Source organism: Aliidiomarina minuta, from assembly GCF_003987145.1.
GTDB lineage: Bacteria > Pseudomonadota > Gammaproteobacteria > Enterobacterales > Alteromonadaceae > Aliidiomarina > Aliidiomarina minuta.
The window spans coordinates 291,694-314,173 of sequence record NZ_PIPL01000001.1 but is presented as its reverse complement, the minus strand read 5'-3'; the positions used below and the strand labels follow the sequence as shown (position 1 = coordinate 314,173).

General features: G+C 48.4%; 16 protein-coding genes. 3 read left to right on the top strand and 13 right to left on the bottom strand.

Annotated elements, in window-relative coordinates; genetic code table 11:
- Window positions 1-25: 25 nt before the first annotated feature.
- The 3 genes from recD to recC are packed head-to-tail and all read right to left on the bottom strand — an operon-like array spanning window position 26 to window position 9,139.
- Window positions 26-2,026: an exodeoxyribonuclease V subunit alpha gene (recD, locus tag CWE09_RS01525; protein ID WP_126802143.1), complete on the bottom strand. Its 2,001-nt coding sequence runs from the start codon at window positions 2,024-2,026 to the stop codon at window positions 26-28.
- Window positions 2,019-5,711 (bottom strand): exodeoxyribonuclease V subunit beta, encoded by a 3,693-nt coding sequence (recB, locus tag CWE09_RS01520; protein WP_126802142.1) that lies wholly within the window; start codon window positions 5,709-5,711, stop codon window positions 2,019-2,021. Before recB ends, recD begins: the two co-directional genes overlap by 8 nt.
- Window positions 5,708-9,139 (bottom strand): exodeoxyribonuclease V subunit gamma, encoded by a 3,432-nt coding sequence (recC, locus tag CWE09_RS01515; protein WP_126802141.1) that lies wholly within the window; start codon window positions 9,137-9,139, stop codon window positions 5,708-5,710. Before recC ends, recB begins: the two co-directional genes overlap by 4 nt.
- A 199-nt stretch (window positions 9,140-9,338) precedes the next feature.
- Here recC and CWE09_RS01510 point away from each other — a divergent pair, with 199 nt between their 5' ends.
- Complete coding sequence (locus tag CWE09_RS01510) at window positions 9,339-10,292, top strand: metallophosphoesterase (RefSeq protein WP_126802140.1); 954 nt, start codon at window positions 9,339-9,341, stop codon at window positions 10,290-10,292.
- Here CWE09_RS01510 and CWE09_RS01505 read toward each other — a convergent pair.
- The gene (locus CWE09_RS01505) at window positions 10,289-11,614 is read right to left on the bottom strand and encodes a hypothetical protein (protein ID WP_126802139.1); all 1,326 of its coding nucleotides are present in this window, start codon (window positions 11,612-11,614) and stop codon (window positions 10,289-10,291) included. The genes CWE09_RS01510 and CWE09_RS01505 overlap by 4 nt on opposite strands.
- A 160-nt stretch (window positions 11,615-11,774) precedes the next feature.
- Window positions 11,775-12,377 carry a hypothetical protein gene (locus tag CWE09_RS01500; RefSeq protein ID WP_126802138.1) on the bottom strand — a complete coding sequence of 201 codons (603 nt, stop codon included), beginning with the start codon at window positions 12,375-12,377 and terminating at the stop codon, window positions 11,775-11,777.
- Between the two features lie 87 nt (window positions 12,378-12,464).
- Between CWE09_RS01500 and CWE09_RS01495 the strand changes: the two genes are divergently transcribed.
- On the top strand, window positions 12,465-12,848 hold the full coding sequence (locus CWE09_RS01495; RefSeq protein ID WP_126802137.1) for a hypothetical protein: 384 nt from the start codon (window positions 12,465-12,467) through the stop codon (window positions 12,846-12,848).
- Here the strand turns inward: CWE09_RS01495 and CWE09_RS01490 are convergent.
- Together CWE09_RS01490 and CWE09_RS01485 are read right to left on the bottom strand one after the other, a co-directional pair.
- Complete coding sequence (locus CWE09_RS01490) at window positions 12,845-13,366, bottom strand: hypothetical protein (protein ID WP_126802136.1); 522 nt, start codon at window positions 13,364-13,366, stop codon at window positions 12,845-12,847. The genes CWE09_RS01495 and CWE09_RS01490 overlap by 4 nt on opposite strands.
- Before the next feature lie 25 nt (window positions 13,367-13,391).
- Window positions 13,392-13,931 (bottom strand): glutathione peroxidase, encoded by a 540-nt coding sequence (locus CWE09_RS01485; RefSeq protein ID WP_126802135.1) that lies wholly within the window; start codon window positions 13,929-13,931, stop codon window positions 13,392-13,394.
- Between the two features lie 160 nt (window positions 13,932-14,091).
- Here CWE09_RS01485 and CWE09_RS01480 point away from each other — a divergent pair, with 160 nt between their 5' ends.
- Window positions 14,092-15,489, top strand: a complete 1,398-nt coding sequence (locus CWE09_RS01480; protein ID WP_126802134.1) for a family 43 glycosylhydrolase — start codon at window positions 14,092-14,094, stop codon at window positions 15,487-15,489.
- Between the two features lie 23 nt (window positions 15,490-15,512).
- Here CWE09_RS01480 and CWE09_RS01475 read toward each other — a convergent pair whose 3' ends face one another.
- From CWE09_RS01475 to recJ, 6 genes are all read right to left on the bottom strand, one after another.
- On the bottom strand, window positions 15,513-16,712 hold the full coding sequence (locus CWE09_RS01475; RefSeq protein ID WP_126802133.1) for a DUF418 domain-containing protein: 1,200 nt from the start codon (window positions 16,710-16,712) through the stop codon (window positions 15,513-15,515).
- A 58-nt stretch (window positions 16,713-16,770) separates the two neighbouring features.
- Complete coding sequence (locus CWE09_RS01470) at window positions 16,771-17,493, bottom strand: SGNH/GDSL hydrolase family protein (protein WP_198679574.1); 723 nt, start codon at window positions 17,491-17,493, stop codon at window positions 16,771-16,773.
- Between the two features lie 20 nt (window positions 17,494-17,513).
- Window positions 17,514-17,990 carry a low molecular weight protein-tyrosine-phosphatase gene (locus CWE09_RS01465; RefSeq protein WP_126802131.1) on the bottom strand — a complete coding sequence of 159 codons (477 nt, stop codon included), beginning with the start codon at window positions 17,988-17,990 and terminating at the stop codon, window positions 17,514-17,516.
- A gap of 48 nt (window positions 17,991-18,038) precedes the next feature.
- Window positions 18,039-19,550 carry a lysine--tRNA ligase gene (lysS, locus tag CWE09_RS01460; RefSeq protein ID WP_126802130.1) on the bottom strand — a complete coding sequence of 504 codons (1,512 nt, stop codon included), beginning with the start codon at window positions 19,548-19,550 and terminating at the stop codon, window positions 18,039-18,041.
- A 42-nt stretch (window positions 19,551-19,592) separates the two neighbouring features.
- A protein-coding gene (gene prfB / locus CWE09_RS01455) for a peptide chain release factor 2 (protein ID WP_126802129.1) occupies window positions 19,593-20,691 on the bottom strand; the annotation gives its coding sequence in 2 pieces (ribosomal slippage) (window positions 19,593-20,615 and window positions 20,617-20,691; 1,098 coding nt in all).
- 71 nt (window positions 20,692-20,762) lie between these two features.
- Entirely contained in the window at window positions 20,763-22,472 is a 1,710-nt protein-coding gene (gene recJ / locus CWE09_RS01450; protein WP_198679717.1) for a single-stranded-DNA-specific exonuclease RecJ, read from the bottom strand.
- Between the last annotated feature and the right edge of the window lie 8 nt (window positions 22,473-22,480).

Here is a 22,480-nt window from a genome sequence, read left to right as displayed (position 1 = left end):
CTTTTTAGCACTGTCCCATCACAACTCATTCTCCACCGAAGCGCAATCCACCGAGACGTTGAGTTGGTTTAGTGACTGTATTAATCAGCAACGCTGGTTTAGGCAATACCAGACTCAGGCGTTCTTTCGCCCGGGTAATTCCGGTATAGAGTAATTCTTTGCTCAGCGTGGGGTTATCCCGATCCGGCATAACCATAACGGTATGGGTAAACTCTGAGCCCTGGGACTTATGCACTGTCATAGCATACGCGGTTTCCACATGAGTAAGCCGACTGGGTAATACCCAACGCACTTTGTTATCACCATCAATAAAAACCACCCGCTTAGTGTCATCACTGTGCCGATGCAATAATATACCAATATCCCCATTGCGCAGATTCAGACTATAATCGTTGGCTGTTATCATTACAGGACGCCCGGCATACCATTGCTCATTACTTGCGCCCTGCCGCGGTAGCCAGCCCTTCACCAACTCATTCAAGCGCCTAACTCCCCATTCACCTTCACGCACTGGAGTAAGTAGCTGGAACTGAGCATATTCATTTAATACCTTCCGCGCCCATTCGTCGTTCTCCTGTTCACTGGCATTTTCACCAGGCCCGGCTTTTAATAACTTCAGGTAGCTGGCAAAACCCTCCTGGCACAGCGTTTTTACTGACGCAGACTCTGCGTTTTCAGCAGCCAGTACCTGAATATCCTGGTATGGCGCCTGACCAGCAACGTTGATAATCGAAGCAACTGCAGACGAATCTCCTGCATTTACTGCAAATGCCAGCTTGCCAATACCACTTTGATCAGCAAAGCGGCGGCTAACACGCAGCATAATGACGTGCTGTAACCTACTAGTAACGGGCCCACTAGCCGCTAAGGATGCAGGCAGCTCAGTTTCATCACTAATGCTTTGCAGGTAATTAAAAGTGTTCTCGTCGTATCCTCCTGCCTCAGCTCCTGCGCATAGCTGCCCAAGCACAGCTCCCGCTTCCACAGAAGCTAACTGGTCTTTATCCCCAAGCAGAATCAGGCGGGCATGTACAGGCAATGCCTGTAATACAGCTGACATCATCTCAATGTCGACCATAGAAGCTTCATCGATAACCAGCACATCAGCGGGTAAAGGGTTGTCTTTGTTATAGCGAAAGGAGCCAGCGCGCTGACGGCTCTGACTACCCAGCATACGATGCAAGGTACTACTTTCTGCATTAATTTGCGCAAAGATCGGGTGCCAGTTTTGCAATTGCGGATTCTTTTGCGGATCTTTTAGCTCACCCAGTGCCTGCAAAATAGAGCTCTTCAAACGTGCGGCAGCTTTACCCGTCGGGGCTGCTAGCAGAATACGCGGAGGGTTAGTGCCGTTAGCACCATGCAGCTTATGCAATAACGCCAATAGGCGCACGACCGTATAGGTTTTGCCCGTACCTGGCCCCCCGGTTATCACGCTAAATTGACTACGCAATGTATTTGCGCAGGCTAACTTTTGCCAGTTCACCTGGCTCATCATATCCTGGGTGGCCGTGCTTTTTTGTTTTACAGGCTGAAATAACTGATTCAACAAAGGTAATAGTTGTGGGCTCACAGAGCTGTCTGAATTTTCCATGCGTCGCGATAGATCCTCCGCAATGAAATGCTCATGCTGCCAGTAACGTCTTAAATAAAGATACCTGCCGGCAATTACCAAAGGGGCATTGTGCTGGCAGACCACGTTGCTCTCAGACAACTGTTGCAACCAGGTATCAAGGTCGACGGAAGCCAGTAAAAGCGAGGGTGTAACAGGCTCATCCGGCTCAGCTCCGGCGCCCCGGTAGTGTTCTGGAGGCAACCCTAACACCTGTTCCGGAGCTTTCAGCAAGCCTTCCAGGTCCATGCATACATGACCGCGACCAACCTGGTGAGAAAGCAGAGCAGCAGCCAGAGTTACCAGGTCACTGGCGTCACTCTCCTGCTGCACAAATTTAGCAAAAGCCATATCAAGCTGGCCTATCCAGCCAGCCTGCTGCCAGTTTTGCAATAGCCGCATCAGTTCAGACATTATCTTCTCCCTGTGCGGTTAGCAGTGCATCCAGTTGCTCAATGAGCTGGCGACTGGGTTTATCAAAAAAAGCTCCGCGTGAAGGGGCATTATGTCCACGCAGAAATAAATAAAGCGCGCCACCAACATGCTCATCATAATCGTAAGCATCTCCCAGCCGGGACTGTAATAATTTATGCAAAGCCAGGATATAAATCACATACTGCATGTCATAACGGCTGTTCAGAATCTTGTCGCGCATCGTTTCCTGCGTGTAAGACGCATCATCAGGCCCCAGGTAATTAGACTTATAATCAGCTACGTAATATTTGCCCTGGTATTCAAAAATCAGGTCAATAAAGCCTTTTAACATACCATTCAGGTAGTTATTAAGAAGACCTGGACGAGCATGGCCGGGCAACACCTGTTCAATAACCAGGTTGTCCAGAGCGACTGCATTAACCCCCTGAACCCGAAACCAAAACTCGGGTTCTGCTTTATACACCTGGAGATCGCATAACCGCAAGGAGCTATCGCCAGCAACAAATTCAGTATTTAAATAAGCCTGCAGCCAGTTATTCAACAATTCAGTGCGCTCCGCCCAATGGCTGCTTCGGCAACGCCTCTCAATCAGAGCCATACGGCTGTCGGCTTGCGCTGCTATTTCAGCAAAACCTGTTTGTGCAGCATCTTCCAGTAAGTTATGTAGGAAGGTACCGGGCCCTGCGCCCCGGGGTAACTGGTGAATGCCACCCGCTGCAGGTCTATCAATTAGCTTTTCATTCAGTTCTAATTCTTGCAGTTCTAATTCTTGCAGCTCTACTTCTTGCAGCTCTACTTCTTGCAGCTCCAGTTCTTGCAAGTTTGCCTCAAGCGCTGATTCCGGTTCGCGCATTGCACCGTATTTTAAGGCGCTGTAACTGGCAATCCACCAATTCTCAAGCACTCTCCCAGGCGGCATTTTACAATGCGCCAGCTGAAGATCTTCCCGCACCACAGGCTGGTAGCTATCAGCGGTTGCCTCTGGCAAAGGACTCACCTTCACCGCTGATTCGGCCCAGGTACTGAGCGCTGCCTCGACAAAGTCCTGCTGCGCTCCAGCCAGATACGCCAGTGCGCTGCTTTGCCAGTTTTTAACTGGCGCCAGACTAGCCCAACAGGCAAACTTAGCCCGGGTTACCGCCACATAAAGCTTGCGAATATCCTCCCCCAGACGCTCTTCTTCAGCTTGCTGCAAGGCATCGTCATCAGGTTCCAGCGTGCTTTGCCTTATGCCTGAAGAGTCATGATAATGCAGCACACCTTTGCCAGCCGTCTGCGGTCTGCAAGCTGAAATAAAAGGTAAAAATACCAGTGGATATTCGAGACCTTTAGATTTATGAATAGTTACTATCTGAATCAAATCGGCGTCGCTTTCTAAACGCACAACCTGCTCATCACTGTGGCTTTCCCGCTCTGCGTATATCTGCTCAGTAAAGTAGCGAATGAGCGCCTGTTCGCCCTCCAGGCTGGAAGCTGCCTGCTGTAACAATTCAGCCAGATGCAGCAGGTCGGTCAACAAACGCTCGCCGCCCTGTTCTGCTTTCAGCCGCTGTGGTACCTGGAATTGATGTAACACGGCATGCAACATAGTAAGAACACCCTGACGGTCCCACTTGTCACCAAGCTCGATAAATTGCTCAACACGCTTATCCCATAAAAAGTCATCGTCCCGCAATTGGTCCAGTTCGCTTATATCCAGGTTCAGCAAACTGGAACTTAACACCACCATTAATGCTCTGGCGTCGCCGGGGTTGGCGCAAGCATGTAGTATGGCCAGTAAATCAATAGCTACTGGTGCGTCATACACAGAATTACTGTCTGACAGATACACGCTGGGAATATTACGCTGGCGCAATGCGCTCTGCATTTGCCGGGCTTCAAACCTGTTATTCACCAGGATCGCTATATCTTTGGTTTGTAAGGGCTGCCACTGATCTTCATCAAGGATACCAGCCTTACCTGCAGTACTCAGGTTTAACAATTCCGTGATGTAAGTGGCAAAGCTCTCGGCCTGTGTTTGCTGATAAGTCTCCCCTTTTAGCTCAGTATCCTCTTCTGGCTGCGACGTCCAGAGCTGCAAAGGTGAAGCATCCTGATTATCAATAAGTAACCTTTTTTTAAGGCCACTTGCCTCCACTTCGGTATAAGGAACCGGATTAAAATCCCCGTCGCCAAATAAGAAAGCTTTTTTACCGGGCCGTCGCTCTGCCGGCAAAAACAACTGATTACCAGCATTTACCATAGCGCTGGTAGAACGAAAGTTACGAGCCAGAGTGAAATGGCGTCCAGCAGTATCGGCCCGGGCTTGCAGGTAGGTATAAATATCAGCTCCGCGAAAAGCATAAATGGCCTGTTTAGGATCACCAATTAAAAATACCGCCGTTTGCTGATCATTTTCAGCGACCTGATACACGGCATTGAAGATGGCATATTGATCCGGGTCAGTATCCTGAAACTCATCGATCAAAGCGACAGGGAACTGCGCTCGCATGATCTCGCCTAAATGCTGTCCCTGCTCTCCTTCCAGCGCCTGACGAGTATTTTTTATAATATCGTCAAACCCCATGAGTGCTTGCCGTTGCAACTGTCGCTGAAAGCGATCTTTAATCCAGGCTACCGCATGCCAGGTCAAATCTGTTTTAATGCCAGGCAGCTTCTTAACCGCCTCCTGTAATCGGCTTAACTGATTCAGCCCGGGCAGCTCAGGTACAGTACCCTCGTAAAGCTCAGCCAGACCCTGGCTGGTTAAATGATTGGCGAAAGTAGGTGATATTTTCAATTCCTGAGCCTGCTCATCCATCGCCCAGTTTTTTACCGGCTCCAGCTCGGTCCGTGCTTTTTTAGCGGACAACTTACGCTTATTGGTCAACTTATTCTGCGCTTCGGCCTGCTCAATAAACTCAATCAGCTGATCAGCCCATAACTTCCACTTTGCTTTATATGGCTTTAAATGTTCTGCAATACGCTGATCACGAGCACGATACACAGCCTGCATATCTAATACGGTCGGTACCTCATCATACTGGCCACCAGACCATAGATTACGGACTGCCTGATAGAGTTGATAAGGTGTTTTCCAGCAACTGGCTACCTGCTGATAATCTTCCGCGTTAAGCGCATAATAAAAGTTCCGCCAGTAGTCGCGGGTAGCTTCCAGTTTAAATGGTTCTAAGTCTGTCGAAAGTTCCTGCTTAAAAAGGCTACCGCTACTAAAAGCGTGTTCTCGCAACATTGACTGACACCAGCTGTGAATAGTCGAAACACTGGCTTCATCCATCCACTCCGCGGCTACCTGTAAAGAACGGGCACAGGCAGGCCAGTAAGCTTCATCATAGTCCTCGCGCAGCGCCTGCAAAAAAGCGTCTTTATGCTTAGCTGATGTCGTTTCACGAAACCATTTTGCCGCTTCCACCAAACGCGCCCTGATGCGTTCTTTCAGCTCAGCCGTAGCCGCTTTAGTAAAAGTAACCACTAAAATGTCCGGCGGTAATAAGGCTTCCCGTTGCAACTCTGTGCCCTGACGGTTAGGCACATGAGCGATAATGAACCGCACATATGCTGCAGCGATAGTATAGGTTTTACCGGTACCTGCGCTGGCTTCTATAAGGGAGCTGCCCGTGAGTGGCAGCGACATCGGATTTTTCAACGTCACTGAAGCAGTCATTTACTGGTCTCCTTACTGAGCGTATCCAGTAAAGGCTGATATAGCTTCGCGCTTAAGGCCGCAAAATCGTCACTATGCAGTAAGCTACTGACATCACCATAAAAACGTGCCAGATAAGGCAGGTGCTCTTTTTGTCCCGGGCTAAACGCACTACCCTCATATATATTATGCAATGCTGACTCAGAGCGCTTCTCGTCTTCCATTTCTAACCACGGAAGGCCCAAAGCCAGCGCTACGGGGAGTGGTTCACGCAGTGCTCGCTGCATTACAACAGCCAGATCCTGCAACCATAAGCTGGCCTGTTCGTTATCAATAGGGGGTAAAGTGACCGCACCGCCCTCGCCCACTATTACCGTCTGCACGGGCTGCTGGAAGTGCTGACAAAGCAGTAAATGCCGTAACCAGGGTTCCAGCAGATTACGATATGTATAAATACTGCGCCGGGAGTTGCGTTTAACTACCTTACTGGCAGTCATGTACAACTGAGAGACCTGTTCGTTGCCACTAAGGCGATATAAATTACTGCAGTTTTCTGCCAACTGCATGCCATTTAACTCCACGTTGATGGCAACGTCAGGCACAGCCTCTGCGAAGCTATCAAGATAGCCACGCAGAGTATCAAATATATCCTGACTGGAAGCACTGATGTCAATTTTTACCTGCTCCGCAGCCTGGCTTAACGGGAGCTCTCCGCGGCGCTGAATACGTTTAAAACTGCGCGCAATATGCTGCTCAACATCTTCTCCATGAGCACTCAGCTGACCTTTTTTATAAGCAGATACCAGCTCCGTTAAAATTTCATTTTTAAACTGCCAGACGTTCAGGTTATCCGCCACAAATAATTCATCGTCCAGATCTACGTTGGCGTAATCCGGCAAATAAACACCCAGCCTTTGTTGCATAAATACTCTGGCGGGCTCTTTCAAAAGATCCACCCAGGGTCGGATGCTAAAAGGAGCTTGCTGACGAAACTCTGGTAATAGCGCAGTTGCAGCGTCTTGCTGGCCTGGACTATAAATTGCCTGCCATTCTGCAGCGTAGGTGAAATAGTCTTTGCTACTGTCGGATGTAGCAAAGTAATGAGCACTGAATGGTTGTAAAAAGTGTTTGGTCGTCAACTGTTCTAACAAATTATCCCGAGCCTCATCGCTATCATCAGTTGCCCAGCCAGCCACCAGATGGTCACACAATTGCCCGACCAAAACCGAAGCTGGAATATCACTGTTGTCACGACTGTTCTGTCCTATCCAACTGATATAAAATTGCTCCCTGGCTGATAACAAGGCCTCTAAAAACAAATAACGATCGTCTTCACGGCGGGAACGGTCGCCCGGGCGATAATCCTGGGCCATCAAGTCAAAATCCGGACGAGTCGTAGTGCGCGGGTAGTCTGCATCATTCATACCGAGCAGGCAGACCTTCTTAAACGGAATAGCACGCATGGGCATTAAGGTTGCAAAGTTAACAGCTCCAGCCATAAACCGCTGATTCAGACCTGTCTCGTCCATACTGCTAAGCCATAACTCCTGAATAATGTTATAACCTACCGGTAGCCCGAAAGCAGCTTCATCGGAAGCCTCCAGCCAGCTGTCCAGAAAAGATCGCAGTTTGCTCAGCAACAGCTGTTCGTTATCCGTATCAGCAACAAAAAAGTCATCCAGTAACTGATTCAGTAACGGATGCCATTCAGCCACAGTTCTGCGCTCAGCCAGCAATTGCCAGTACCTTTCCAGGTACTCCAGTAACTCCGCCAGTGCCCCTGCTATGCGGGCCTGAATTCCAGAGACCGGGGTAAAAGGTTCAATCTGTTGCCACGGTTCTCCCTGCAACTCGCCTGCTGCATAACCATAAAGCATGCGCTGTAAGGCAAAGTGCCAGCTATTTTCATCGAAAGCGACATCCAGCCCCAATGACTGGCGATGCAACCCATGCAATCCCCAGCGGGCGCCTGACTGTTCAGCCCACTGTTGTATTTGTTCAACATCCGCCGGATCGATTTTAAAACGCTTCTGTAGCGCCGGCACATGCAACAAATCAAAAATATCACTACTGGCAAAACGTGACTCTGGCGCCCCCATAATCATTTCCAGTGCAATCAGCAAAGGCTTACGATGACGTTCGCCCTGATCCGCAATAGTATAAGGAATAAAGCGTTTGTCTTTTGTCTCCAGGCGACCAAACACGGCATCGATATACGGAGCATAAGCATTGATATCGGGAACCATCACCATAATGTCCCGGGGTTTTAATTCAGTGTCTGCGGCAAAAGCAGCCAGTAGCTGATCATGTAAAATTTCAACTTCCCGCTGCGGACTATGAGCATTATGTAACACAATAGAAGTGTCTGAAGCGGCTAACTGTCGCTGCCACTGATCATGAGTTTCCGCCAATGGGCGCAAGTTAAGAATATCGCTTTGCAGTTGTTGTAATAATGTCTGTGCCGGGGTTTCATCAAAAATATCAAAACGCAGATCATTAAAGAATTCTTCTTTCTGCCTGGTTTCATCAAAGAGATCCAGCAAACGGATATAATCCCGGCCTTGTTTACCCCAGGACGCCAATAATGGCTGCGCATGCTGGTGCAGCTCGTCCATACTAAATTCGTTGTCAGTTTTACGCGCCTGCCGGGCCTGCATGTCGCGGCGAAACATCTCACGACCATCGACGATGTCAGCCCAAAAATGCTGACAGGGGTTATGCACGCATAGCAATACCTGGGTATAGCCTTTAATGGCATTCAGTACTTCCAGCGTTTGCTGAGGTAACGAAGATATGCCAAAGACAATCACTCGCGGAGGTAACCCCGAAGGCCGCTTAGCCAGCTTCTTCGCCTGCTCAATAAAGTGTTGGTGTAAAGCCGCCCGATTGCTCCATATATCCTGAGCGCCAATATCAGCAACCAGTGCCCGCCATAATTCTGGCTGCCACTGATTCGCCCCTTCCAACTCCACACCCTGAGTCCATTCGTCCAGCCAGTCCGCCCGGTAGACCTGATATTGATCCAGTAAATCGGCAATTTTTTCGCTTAATTGATAGAGTTTACGCTGATCTTCATCATTTTCAGTGTAACGGCGTAAGGTTGCAAACGCCGGATTGCTTTCCATTAACGCTGGTAACAAACGCATCAACCGCCATACCAGGCGGTCTTTATCAAAGGGAGAGTGTTTTGGAATCTGCTTACCCAGCACAGCCCGGTAAGCTTTCCAGACAAAACGTGCTGGCAAAGAAATGTCGAGCATGGTGGCAATACCGGTAGCCCGGGCAAGTTCAGTCTTCAGCCACTGGGCAATGCCATTCGACTGCACCAGTATCGTTTCCTCTTGCAGAGGAGCCAAGGGGTGATTTTTACTCAGTTGCACCGCCACATCAGTTAAATCCTCTAACCGGTGGCTGTGGGCTACAATAAATCCCGGAGTCAGTTCGCTCATGAAATAGCCTTTAGGTCCCTTATATGCAGATGCGAATCACCTGCTTCAGCTTAACCAAAGTGAGCGTAATACACCATAGCCAACTGCCTGCCAAATCATGCTAACTCACTAATTACAAAGCTTAGCTACCGCTTGCGTCATGCCGCCCTACGTCATACCATCAGAAGAAATCGCGACCAGATAAAAGGAAAGAGGCAGCATGCAAAATCTAGCAAAGGGATATGATGTTATCGGTGATGTTCACGGCATGGCTGACAAACTGCATGCTTTATTAACCAATCTGGGATATTCATATAAAAACAACATTTGGCAACACCCGCAGCGACAGGCCATATTCATTGGCGACTTAATAGATAACGGGCTACAAACCGAAGCGGTGTTAACGACAGTTAAAAATATGGTCGACGCGGGTTCCGCTCAGGCGTTGATGGGTAACCATGAACTGAATGCTGTCGGCTACGCCACGCGCCATTCAGTAACAGGTAAGTACCTGCGTGAACACAATGACGCTAATACTGCCCATCATCAGGCATTTTTGGATAACTTACCCACCCCTGAACAACGGGCCCCCTGGCTGGAATGGTTTAAAACCCTGCCCATCTTTCTTGATTTTGGCAGTGTTCGTTTTATCCACGCCTGCTGGCATCAACCTTCTTTTGCTGCGATCCAGCCTTATATCAATAGCGACAACAGCTTAAAAGAGGACGCATGGGAAGCGGTCTTCGAAGAAGACAGTGCGCCTTTTAATGCTATCGAAAACCTACTCAAAGGCATTGAAGTTGATTTACCAAAGGGCATGAGTTTTCTCGACCATAAAGGTAAGCGCCGTTATTCAACCCGAATTTCCTGGTGGCTACAAAATGCCGACAGCATGCGCGACATGGTGCATATACCTACCCCGGCTGTAAATGCAGAAATACTAAAGGAGTTAGCGCTTATACCAGCTGATGAAGCATTGCTCAAAGCCAGTTGCTACCAGGGAAACTGTCCGGTATTTTTTGGCCATTACTGGCTTAAAGCGCCGCCGCGGATTTTACACAGTAAAGCCGCCTGCACCGACTTCTCCGCCGGTAAAGACGGCCCGCTCGTCGCCTATCGCTGGTCCGGTGAACAGGAACTAAGCGACCAAAACTTCGTTACCAGCTTAGATTAATCAGAAGATGACTCACCTGAAGCTACAGCCTGTTCCTTTATTTTCGGTGCAGCGGGCTGGTACGCTTTCAGGTTTTCTGCCACATGCATATAAAACTGCCTGACAGTTTCCTCCAGGCGCTGAATAAATACTTTATTCTTAGAGAAATCCCGGGACATATGCTCGGTCCAACACACCACAAATTTTTCCGGAGTAAAGTTTAACCGCTCTCCAAATGCCTCGTGAGACTCTTCTTTAGCCTCAGCCAAAGAAGCTTCGGCACATTGTGTTTTGCGTTTACCATAACAAATGATTTTAACGGGTTTATCGACAGCCTCTTTCAACTGCCGTGTGAGCCAGTTAATGCGTGCGGAAGCTGATTTCTTATCATCCGGCGCATCCATCTGCATACTAAGACTCACCGTTTTACCTGTTAAGTAAGCTTTCAGTTCCAAATTTGACGCTGCATTGGGAACTTCAAGTTCGCAGCGCAAACAACTTGTTTGTATCAGCTGCTTAACATCATCCTGCACTCTCAGTACAGGATCGGCACTTTGTGCCTTCGGTAATTTCAAGCGTACCGACTGTTTTAGCTCTCTGGACAACATCAACACCAGATCGCGGATTTCCTGATGCCAGCAACCGACTGTATTTTCTATCGCCGCATCCAGTTTAAAAGCCTCGCCAGTTGCGGCGTGCTTCACCACAGCGGGCCACTCTGGATTCATCGAGTCAAAAGAACGCATGCCAGATTTATCGCTGCGCAAAAAACGCAGATACTCAGCGAGTACAAAACGTTTTTCCGGTTGCACAAAATCATCTTCATCAGCCAGCAAAGTTGCCTGAGTTTCAATGCTGGTCCACGACCAATGAAACAGAGACACTTTACGTCGCTTGTCCTGTAGATTAGAAAAAGGATGGTGTGCGGGGATAGCTACAAATTGATTGGAAATGGTAATAACTGCATCGATATCGTGACGGGTAGCTAAATCCATGTAACGTTTGACCTGATCTTCATTCAGCTCGTTATTATCCGTTTTCGCTTCCACTAACGCAGACCAGCTCGTACGGCCAGTATCTATGGTAATAAGGCCATCCGGGCGATTTACTGATTTTTTAGTTTTTTTGTCGCGTTCAAGTTCAACTTCAACGTAATTAATTAACCGGCTGCGCTTACCTAAACGCACTCCTATGCTACCCAGCAGTTTTTCCGCAAATTCAGGGACTAACTGCATAACGGACAAAGTAACCGATGTCAGTCGTTTTTCTCTATCTGATATCGAATTGTCTGGTATTAAACAGGCTCGGTGCTTTTCTACTTCCAATGCTACTGGTATTGCCATGCCTAGCTCCTTAGCAATCAGATACCGACTGCAGGAGAACCCTCAGCATCCATTCAAACTATGTGTTGTGGGAGTTAAGATGACAGCTTATGTATAAGAAGTGAACAAAAATACAGATAAAAACGGGGGTGAAAGTGTTTACCCCCGCTTTATTGATTCGTTAGTCCTGGTAACCCCAGGGCGTAGGTGGTAGTTCAACTTCGTTCGTGAGATCAAAGTCGACACGGAACTCGCGGCCTTCGCGGATCAGGCGATAAGTGAAAGTTTCCGGATAGATATACATTTGCCAGATATTGGTATTTGAAGCCGGTATGCCCTGCTCAAAAAACATTTCTTTTGAATACTGATCAACCGGGAAAGACTGAGCCCGTTCGTAACCGGCATCTAGGGTATGACCGCCGTACATGGTCTGTTCGTCATAACTACCGTCTGCATATCTATGATCGTGTTTGAGGCTGATACCTGAACCGGTTTTGGTCAAAATCCAGGTGCGTGAATGATTGTCGCCAACATGGAAAGGGATTTCCAGTCGATCTTCAGTGCATTTGCGCACATGCATGATCAAAGGCCCTTCAAAACCATCAGCCGCTGGATTGTTGACTGTTACTTCACCTTCATAGGCTTTGCCACAATGCTCCGCGATATGTTCAAAAAATTTATCCTGACTGGCTATGGAAACTAAAGGGGCTGGTTTCACCACTTGTGCCAGAGCAGAGCTCGCGAACACCAGGCTCAGGCCGGCAAAAGCTAGTTTTTTATACATTTTTTTCTCCTTTAAAGTGAACAAATTAAGCTTATCACGCTTAATAAGGCTGCTATAGTTTAGCAAAGACTTATTAAAAGGTAGTTTATGGCAACTCGTTATCCTTTGCTGGGTGAGGCGCTTTTCGTGCTTTGCGCATTGCTGGTTATCATCACGCATCATTTTAATCTGAGTATCATTGCCTACTGGAATATGGTGCCCGTACTAATCTTCGGCGCGTCCTGGGTCATATGCAAAAAACGTAGCAAAGTTGTGCGTTACAGCTCGGCCATTGGTAGCACCATTGGCATGCTGATGCTGTTATATAGCAATCTGGTCATGTGGTTTGATATGCGGGAAACGGGCGCTTCCCTGCAAGAAGCGTCCCTAATGTATACCTATATACCTATATATAGTCTGCTCGCAGGCGGACTAGCCTGGTTGGCTATATTCATTGTGCTGAGCATAAAGCGTAAGCGTGGCGAGTTTTAAAACGCAAACACCAGACCAAAACGTACTTCATTGCTCATACTGACACCTGACTCTGTATGGTCATTGTATTTATAGCCATAATTAAGCGCCAGGTTACGGCTTATATACGTCTGCACCTGAGCACCCAGGCCATAATAACCGCCAGCGGCATCATAATAGTTGGCAGCAAATTCTATCACTGAGCTTTGCCCGATGGGGGTACGCAAGCCCAGCCCTGCAACAAAATCCGTATCACTGCCACTACCCGCATAACTAACATGGGTCGCACCCAGATTAACCCGGAATCCGCGGCCAAAACTACGCTGAGCTATAATTTCAAAAGCGCCATCCTGTACATCATAATAATCTCCGAGAATTGACACTACCGGAGTCGCCTGGAGACGTGTGGTAAGATGCATTTCAGTGCTATCTCCTCCGTCCCATATACCACCACCTATATAATTAGTATTTATATTCGCGGATGCTGCACCAGATAACGCCAGGGCAGACAACAAAGTGGTTAACATTATCTTTTTCATGTTCGAACTCCTTATCTAAAGCCAGTTATTGTAAAGCGTTTTCAATATCGCGCTGTAAACGCTGATCATCCGGACGCGTGGTACTGGAGTATACATCAACTACTTTACCCTCTCGATCGACCAGATATTTATAAAAGTTCCAGCGTGGTGCCTTACCTGTCTGCTCGATAAGTTCAGCAAACACCGGATTGGCATCAGAACCTCTTACTTTTGAAGTGGCAAGCATGGGAAAAGTCACGCCGTAATTGACATAACAAACTTCAGCAGTTTCGGCTTCATCGGCATGCTCCTGACGGAAGCTGTCTGATGGAAAACCTATAATAGTGAAGTCCTGCTCACGATACTTCTGGTACAAAGCTTCCAGCCCTTCGAATTGTCCGGTAAAACCACAACGACTGGCGGTATTCACCACCAGTACTACTTTATCCTGGCTTAATTGGCACAGATTCAGGCTGTCATCAGTGCGCAACCCCCGTTGTTCACCTTGCAGCGGCCCCAGACACTCTGCGGCAACAGCAAAACCGGGCACCAGCAAAGCTGTAGCCAATAAAAATTTATGTAACATGACACCCACTCCTGTCTTTTATATCTCTTTGTTATACCACAAAAAGGTAGTCTAAGCCTGTGTTGCAATAGCGAGTGGGCTGTATACATTTACTTATTTGTATTATGATAATTTTAATTAATTCTGGATTAGAATAAAAACAACAGTAGCAGGAGATTTTATGCGTAACTCAGTCACTCGTCTTGGACTTACCCTCGCAACCCTGGGGTATGTGGCACTCGCTCAAGCGGGCAACCCGGTTATAACTGAACGCTTTAGTGCCGATCCAGCCGCCCTGGTGCATGATGGCGTAGTCTATTTATATGCAGGTCATGATCAGGCCGCTGAAGACGGCGACTTTTTTGTGCTCAAAGAATGGTCTATTTATTCTTCAGAAGATTTAAAAGACTGGACCCTGGAAGGTTCCTTGCCCCGTACTGAGTTCGAATGGGCCCGTGGCGACACCGCCTGGGCTTCTCAGGCCATTGAGCGGGATAATAAATTTTACTGGTACGTAACCGTGCTAAATGACGATCCTGATCCTGAACGCAGTGGTTTTGCCTTAGGTGTCGCGGTTTCGGATCATCCGGTACATGGCTGGCAGGATGCCATCGGCGGTCCTCTGGTCACAAGTGACATGACAGAAGCGCCCGAGTTTATGGATGCAGAGGAAACCTGGGACAATATAGACCCTACGGTTTTCATTGATGAAGAGGGTCAGGCGCACCTCTACTGGGGCAATACGCATCTCTATTACGCCCCTCTGAAAGACAACATGATCGAGCTGGAGGGCGATATTCAGCAGATAGAAATTGCCAATATGCCCGGCACTTTTACCGAAGCCCCCTGGTTGCATGAATATGAAGGGCTGTATTATCTGACCTTTGCGATGAATTACCCGGAAGAGCTGGCCTATGCAACAAGCGATAACCCAGAAGGTCCCTGGGAATATGCAGGGCTGATTATGGACACATTAGAAGACAGCGGCACTAGCCATCAGGCCGTGCTTGAGTATGAAGATCAGTGGTATCTGATTTATCACACCGCCGCACTGCCGACTGGCGGTAATTACCGCCGCGCGGTTTCTATGGAGCACCTGAATTATAATGAGGACGGCAGTATTCAGAAAATCACGCCGACCGCTTCAGGCATTCATTACCAGAGTAAACATCTGCAAAGCGTAGCCAATGGACAAGCCTATATTGCTTACGATGAGCAACCTGAGATAACCGTTGGCCCCTTTGATGAAGCTCACCACTTTAGCTTCGAATGGCATCTGAAGTCACTTCAGGACATCGACAATACGTTGTCTTTCCAGCCCGAAACCCGGGCCGGTTATTATCTTGCTGAACAGGGGGGTACGCTGCAAATAAGCCGTCATGACGGCACTGATGAGTTTATCCAGAAGACTACCTTTGAACGGGTTGAAGGACTCAGCGATGAAAGCGCAGAATCCTATCGATTACTCCACAGCCCCGAACATTATCTGATGCTGGATGGGGAGACTCTGGTATTGACCTCCCCGCAGTCTGAGTCCGAGCGACAGGCGGCTACTTTTCACGTACACAGTAGCGACTGAAGCTACATTAAAGGTGCCGCTGACTACTGATTGGCTGATTTTACAGCGCGATAGCGCTTGCCATAGGTCAGACGGCGCCATAATGCTTCCAATGGCCCCTGTGCATAACGAGATAAATACCAGGGAGCAAACCATAACTGGAACGCCCAGACTGCAAAAACAATAAGAAGCAGATGAAAACGCTCCAACTGGCCAAATAAACCAAACAGATTGAAAATAACGACGCCTATCAGGGTATGCATAATATAACAGGTAAACGCCATCCGCCCGATAGCTTGCAGTCGTCTTTTAATTGCAGGCATATAGTTACTTCGCAACCATAAAATAATTAAGCCGATATAACCTGTTACTACGAATATACTGGCAAAGTAATTCCATTGAGAATCAACAAACATGCTTTGCTCAAAACTAAAGCCATGAGCAAAGTACTGTGCTACGCCATACACGGACAACAGGTAACCTGGGATCAGCAGTAAAACCAGGTAGCGATAAAAGCGCTGGCTGCGTTTAGCGCTGAGCACACCCCAGCGGTATAAAAACATACCCAGCAGCATAAAGGCGCCGGTTCTCCATACAAAATCCAAGAATAATGACTGAGTCTGCATCATCCAGGTGAACTCCGCACGTTGTGCAAACTGCTCGCTGTAGGATCCTGTCATAGCACTTACTTCAGCTTCCAGCTGCGCAGGTGACGGCTGCCACATCGCCAGGATATTCTGCGTTTCAGCTTCTGACCACATCGGCATAGATGCCGCGACCAGCAAACTCATGACATAAGGTATGAGGAAGAATATTGCAGACCAGATCAGTAACGCGTAAGTTCTAAGGCGGCGCATGGTATATACCAACATCCCGGCAACCGCATAAATAAACAGAATGTCACCGTACCAGAGCAACCATGCATGCAAGGCACCGAAAATTAATAACCAACCCATCCGGCGATAATGCAACTTAGCTACTGGCAATTCTTTTGCTTGAGCCCGCTCCGTGAATAACGCGATGCCAGCTCCGAAAAGCAAAGCAAACATGGCGATAAATTTTTGTTCCGCCAACACATGAGTAAGCACCCAGGTCGCCAGATGAATGCCGCTAAAATCGCCATAAGCAGTCGGATTAATATAAGCGGTTATGGGTAGTCCCATAGAGGTAATATTAAGCAGAAATATGCCCAGCACCGCCACTCCCCGCAGCAGGTCCAGGCTCAATAAGCGTTGATTTGGCATACTAAAATCCCAGTCAGTACTTTATTATCGACCATAAAGAATAGCTTATAAAAAGCGATCAGTATTTATAGTTGTCGGAAGCGTTAAAAAAAGCCTCGATCCGCGAAGCGGCCGTTTCTGCCCACAACTGACAACTCCTGGCGCTGGGATGAAAACCATCCTCGGCCATATAGTCACGGGTAAGAGGGAAATCTACCTGCAGTAACTCAACCCCTTTATATTGATCGGTTGCACTAAGTAGCAAGCGGTTCAGAAGCCGGGCGCGTCCTCCAAGATACCATCGCAAGGGCTGGGGCAACGCTGGAAAAGCCTGCATTGGAGGAATCGCAGTAAAAAGAATAAGTCTGACCTGGTATTGTTGTTGCAGAGATTCAATTAGCTGACTTATCGCCCGCAGCCACTGAGCGTTTTTGGTATTGGCGGTAACATCATTAACACCGGCAGAGACTACCACCACGTCGTAAGCTTCTTTGGGTAATTCAGTTAAAGACTGATATACCTGATGCACCGTCAAACCTGATTTTGCATGTAGTTTCCAGGCAACGGTGTAAGTATCGGCCAGCAACTGCGTCAACTGGCCACTGAGCGCTATTGATTGCCGCGCCACGCCAACACCGGCAGCGGCGGAGTCACCCAATATTAATAAGCGTAGCGATGGTCCCTGCCCACTTACGCCCTCTCGTTTACCGGGAGCTTCAGGCAGACGAGGCGTCTGCTTACGCACTCGCCGCCCTTGCCAAAGCAGTGCAGGTCCGAGCAGGATAGTTACAACAGGATGCAACAGATCGCCTCCTTGCGGAATCAGCCTTTTTCGATAGCTTTAGCCAGGCCGGCCACACCAGCTTCAATTAAATCCAGGCACTGCTCAAAACCTTCAGCACCACCGTAATAAGGGTCGGGTACGTCAGTCTGCGATAAGCCTTCAACATAACTCAATAACAAACGAGCACGCCCCTTATGACTCGGCGGTGCCATGCGCTCTATATTCGCCTGGTTACTTACGTCCATCGCAATAATATGCTCAAAGCGATCAAAATCTGAATGGGCAAACTCACGACCTCGCAGGTGACTAATGTCAAACCCCCGCGTGCTCATGGCTTCCTGCATACGCAGGTCAGGCGCTTTACCTACGTGCCAGCCACCGGTTCCAACCGAGTCAATGACAATATCATCAACACCGGACAACCAGCCCTTGTCTTTAGCCAGTTTTCTGAACATGCCTTCCGCCGCTGGAGAACGACAAATATTACCTAAACAGACAAATAATACTGATGTCATTATATATCCCTAGCTTTTCTTTGCTGCAAAATTACGCCTTCTATTAATTTATCGTTGGATCCGCATGTGTGGAAATAACAGCACGTCACGGATAGATGGAGAATCGGTTAATAACATTACCAGGCGGTCAATGCCTATGCCTTCACCAGCCGTTGGTGGCAAACCGTGTTCCAGTGCTGTCACATAGTCAGCATCATAGAACATAGCTTCATCATCCCCGGCTTCTTTCTGTTGCACCTGTTCCTGAAAACGTGCCGCCTGATCTTCAGCGTCATTCAGCTCTGAGAATCCGTTCGCCAGCTCGCGTCCGCCGACAAAGAACTCAAAGCGATCGGTAACAAATGGATTTTCATCATTGCGACGCGCCAGTGGTGAAACTTCTGCTGGATATGCCGTAATGAACGTCGGTTGCATAAGCAAGTGCTCGGCAGTTTCTTCAAAAATTTCAATCTGTATTTTGCCTAACCCCCAGGACGGTTTAACCTTAACGCCCAGACTCTCAGCCACCTGCTTAGCAGTCTCCAGGTTATTCAACTGAGTTTCGGTCACCGAAGGGTTATACTTCAGAATTGCGTCAATAACACTCAGGCGCTGGAACGGCTTACCAAAATCATAAACATCGCCCTGATAAGGAACTTCCATACTACCCAACAGGCTCTGCGTCAGGCCACGCAGCATATCCTCTGTCAAATCCATCAGGTCATTGTAATCCGCATAACCCCAGTAAAACTCAAGCATGGTAAATTCTGGATTATGGCGAGTGGAAAGACCTTCATTACGGAAATTACGATTGATCTCAAAAACTTTTTCAAAGCCCCCAACTACCAGACGCTTCAAATAAAGTTCCGGAGCAACCCGCAAATACAAATCCATATCCAGAGCATTATGGTGAGTAACAAAAGGACGTGCCGTAGCACCACCTGGAATCACCTGCATCATCGGTGTTTCTACTTCAAGAAACTGACGATCGGCCAGATAACGACGAATAAATTCAACTGCTTTACTACGCGTTACAAAAGTATCCCGGCTTTGCTGATTTACAATCAGATCCAGGTAACGCTGACGATAACGGGTTTCCTGATCAGCCAGGCCATGAAATTTATCCGGCAATGGACGCAGCGCTTTGGTCAGCAAACGAACTTCATCCACCTGTATCGTTAGCTCTCCCGTGCGGGTAACAAATAAAGTACCGCTGGCACCCAGAATGTCGCCCAGATCCCATTTTTTAAACTCTTCGTTATAAATGCCTTCCGCCAGGTTATCCCGCGCCGCATATATCTGAATCTGGCCGCTCATATCCTGCAACGTAGCAAAACTGGCTTTACCCATAATCCGGCGCGTCATCATGCGACCCGCAATCTTCACCCGTACGCCTTCTTCTTTTAACTTATCACCATCAACGTCGGCGTAAGTAGCCTGCAGGTCAGCGGCCAGTGCATCACGGCGAAAATCATTTGGAAAAGCAATGCCGCGTTCACGCAGCGCACTCAGCTTAGCCTTACGCTGGCTAATCTGTTCATTTATTTCCTGTTGCACGTCTGGCTGCGGTTGCTCACTCATTTCGTTTCCTTATCCTGTTCAGATTGTGCTGCTGAAATGCCCTTACAGGCCTGATTTCAAACTTGCTTCAATAAATTTATCTAAATCGCCATCCAGTACGGCCTGGGTGTTATGAGTTTCCACACCCGTGCGCAAATCTTTAATGCGCGAATCATCCAGTACATAGGAGCGTATTTGACTACCCCAGCCGATGTCAGACTTGCTTTCTTCCAACGCCTGGCGTTCTTCGTTTTGTTTTTTCAGTTCCAGTTCATACAACTTGGCTTTCAGCTGTTTCATCGCCTGATCTTTATTCTTGTGCTGGGAACGGCCACTCTGACATTGCACCACAGTATTGGTGGGTTCATGTGTAATACGTACCGCCGAATCCGTGCGGTTTACGTGCTGACCACCAGCGCCAGATGCGCGGTAGGTGTCAATTCGCAAATCCGATGGATTAATCTCAATATCGATATCATCATCCACTTCCGGATAGACAAATACCGAAGCAAACGAAGTATGCCGACGATTACCTGAATCAAATGGTGACTTGCGCACTAAACGATGCACTCCTGTCTCAGTACGCAGCTGACCAAAGGCGTACTCTCCACTGAATCTGATAGTAGCGGATTTAATACCTGCCACATCGCCTTCTGAAAGCTCTACAATTTCGCTCTTCATGTCATGCGCTTCGCCCCAGCGAAGATACATACGCAACATAATATTGGCCCAGTCCTGAGCCTCAGTACCACCGGATCCCGATTGTAAATCGATATAACAATCGTTGGCGTCGTTAGCGCCGGAAAACATGCGTCGGAATTCGAGTTTTTCTAACGCCTGTAACCAGTTATCAATCTCACCCTGAGCTTCGGACAAGGTTGCCTCGTCATCAGCTTCTTCTGCCATAGCAACAAAAGCCTCAGCGTCCTCAAGACCCTGCTCGAGATCACGAATAGTAGTAACTATCTGCTCCAGGGCTACTCTTTCTTTGCCCAATGCCTGTGCTTTACTCTGATCATTCCATACATTAGGGTCTTCCAGCTCGCGTTCGACTTCTTCTAAGCGCTCAACTTTGACATCAAAGTCAAAGATACCCCCTAAGCTGCCCAGTGCGCTGCTTCATGTCTTTAATACTGTTATAAATTGCATTAGTTTCTAACATGCAGAACCTTTCAAAATCAGAGTCAGGAAAATGGCGCGTATTATAGCGAATTCAGCCATTAAACAACAGGGTCAGGCGGTTTTTATATACTCCACCAGCATTTGCAGGCTCACCCGCCCCCGAAATTCATTAGGCTGTAATTTGTAAGCTATATGCACCTGTTGGCACTGATGGTCTGGCCAAACCGAAGTGTCTACGTTAAATGCAATGGCGTCCAGAGTGTCGCCACCATGCTCGGGTTGCAACACCAGCTTTAAATGTTTTTCACCCACGATACGCTGCTGGATGACCCGGAAAAGACCATCGAACAAAGGTTCGGCAAACCCCTGCCCCCAGGGCCCTGCATGGGCCAGAGTTTCAGCAAAGTTAAGACATAGCTCATCATTGCTAAGCTCACCATCACTCCACAATACTTGCTGTAATACACTGTCATCTATCCAGTCCTGAGCAACTTCTTGCAGGACCCGTTCAAACTCAGCCAACTGAGCCCGCGGCACGGTTAAGCCTGCCGCCATCGCATGCCCGCCAAAAGCGGTAATAGTGTCCGGAGCCAGTGTATAAACCCGTTCCAGTAAATCCCGCATATGGACACCAGGTACAGAACGCGCCGAGCCTTTTACGACACCCTGATCGGCATTAGCAAAAGCGATCACAGGCCGGTACACCTGTTCTTTTACTCGTCCCGCAAGGATGCCAATCACGCCCTGATGCCAGTTATCACGATGCAGGGTAAGTACGGGAGGTAACTGCTGTTCTGCAAAACTTAGCTCCGCCAGAAACTGCTGAGCGTCCTGTTGCATGCTCTGCTCCGTGCTGCGCCGCTCCCGGTTTAATCCATCCAGTCGCTGTGCCAGCTGTTCAACCTGCACGGGGTCGTTGCTCAGCAAACATTCGATACCAATCTGAATATCATCCAGACGCCCCGCCGCATTAATGCGCGGCCCCACCGTAAAACCTAAATCCGTAGCCTGAAGCTTTTTCGGATCTCGCCCGGCCTGTTGCAATAAAGCCAGAATACCAGGACGACAGCGACCGGCTTTAATACGTGCCAGCCCCTGCTGCACTAATATTCGGTTGTTATAATCTAAGGACACAACGTCAGCGACAGTGCCCAACGCCACTAAATCGAGCCATTGGGCAACGTTAACCGCTGCGGCGCTATGCCCTTGCTGGCGATAGTAAGCACGTAACCCCAGCAGCAAATAAAAAGCCACACCGACTCCGGCCAGATTCTTACTGGCGAACGAGCAATCGTCCCGGTTGGGATTTACGATGGCAAATGCCTTAGGTAATTCAGCACCTTGCAAATGATGGTCGGTAACTATGACATCAATGCCCAGCTCAGTGGCCGTATCGACTCCCTGATGCGCAGCAATGCCGTTGTCTACCGTGATAATCAATTGGCTATCATCGGCAGCTGCAGCCTGCACTAACTTAGGTGTCAGACCATAACCATCGTTAAAACGGTTAGGCACCAGATAACTTACCCGGCGAGCGCCAAACTCAGGGAGTGCCAACATCAATAAGGCCGTACTGGTCGCGCCATCGGCATCAAAATCACCGACGATACAGATATGCTGTTGCTCTTCTATCGCTTTGGCAATTCGCAGGCAGGCTTTATCCAGGTCAGTCAGCGCGGAGAAATGCAGCAGGCCTTTGACACCCAGTTCCAGTTCATCCTGATGGCCAACGCCACGACGTGCCAGAACCTGACGCAAAGTAACGGGTAAAGAGTCCGGCAAATGGGCATCGTCCACCTGCGGACGGCGTTTTATACTCAGCTTTGACT

Coding starts and splice junctions, on each gene's coding strand:
- recD (WP_126802143.1), bottom strand. CDS start 2,026: ATGTCTGAACTGATGCGGCTATTGCAAAACTGGCAGCAGGCTGGCTGG.
- recB (WP_126802142.1), bottom strand. CDS start 5,711: ATGACTGCTTCAGTGACGTTGAAAAATCCGATGTCGCTGCCACTCACG.
- recC (WP_126802141.1), bottom strand. CDS start 9,139: ATGAGCGAACTGACTCCGGGATTTATTGTAGCCCACAGCCACCGGTTA.
- CWE09_RS01510 (WP_126802140.1), top strand. CDS start 9,339: ATGCAAAATCTAGCAAAGGGATATGATGTTATCGGTGATGTTCACGGC.
- CWE09_RS01505 (WP_126802139.1), bottom strand. CDS start 11,614: ATGGCAATACCAGTAGCATTGGAAGTAGAAAAGCACCGAGCCTGTTTA.
- CWE09_RS01500 (WP_126802138.1), bottom strand. CDS start 12,377: ATGTATAAAAAACTAGCTTTTGCCGGCCTGAGCCTGGTGTTCGCGAGC.
- CWE09_RS01495 (WP_126802137.1), top strand. CDS start 12,465: ATGGCAACTCGTTATCCTTTGCTGGGTGAGGCGCTTTTCGTGCTTTGC.
- CWE09_RS01490 (WP_126802136.1), bottom strand. CDS start 13,366: ATGAAAAAGATAATGTTAACCACTTTGTTGTCTGCCCTGGCGTTATCT.
- CWE09_RS01485 (WP_126802135.1), bottom strand. CDS start 13,931: ATGTTACATAAATTTTTATTGGCTACAGCTTTGCTGGTGCCCGGTTTT.
- CWE09_RS01480 (WP_126802134.1), top strand. CDS start 14,092: ATGCGTAACTCAGTCACTCGTCTTGGACTTACCCTCGCAACCCTGGGG.
- CWE09_RS01475 (WP_126802133.1), bottom strand. CDS start 16,712: ATGCCAAATCAACGCTTATTGAGCCTGGACCTGCTGCGGGGAGTGGCG.
- CWE09_RS01465 (WP_126802131.1), bottom strand. CDS start 17,990: ATGACATCAGTATTATTTGTCTGTTTAGGTAATATTTGTCGTTCTCCA.
- lysS (WP_126802130.1), bottom strand. CDS start 19,550: ATGAGTGAGCAACCGCAGCCAGACGTGCAACAGGAAATAAATGAACAG.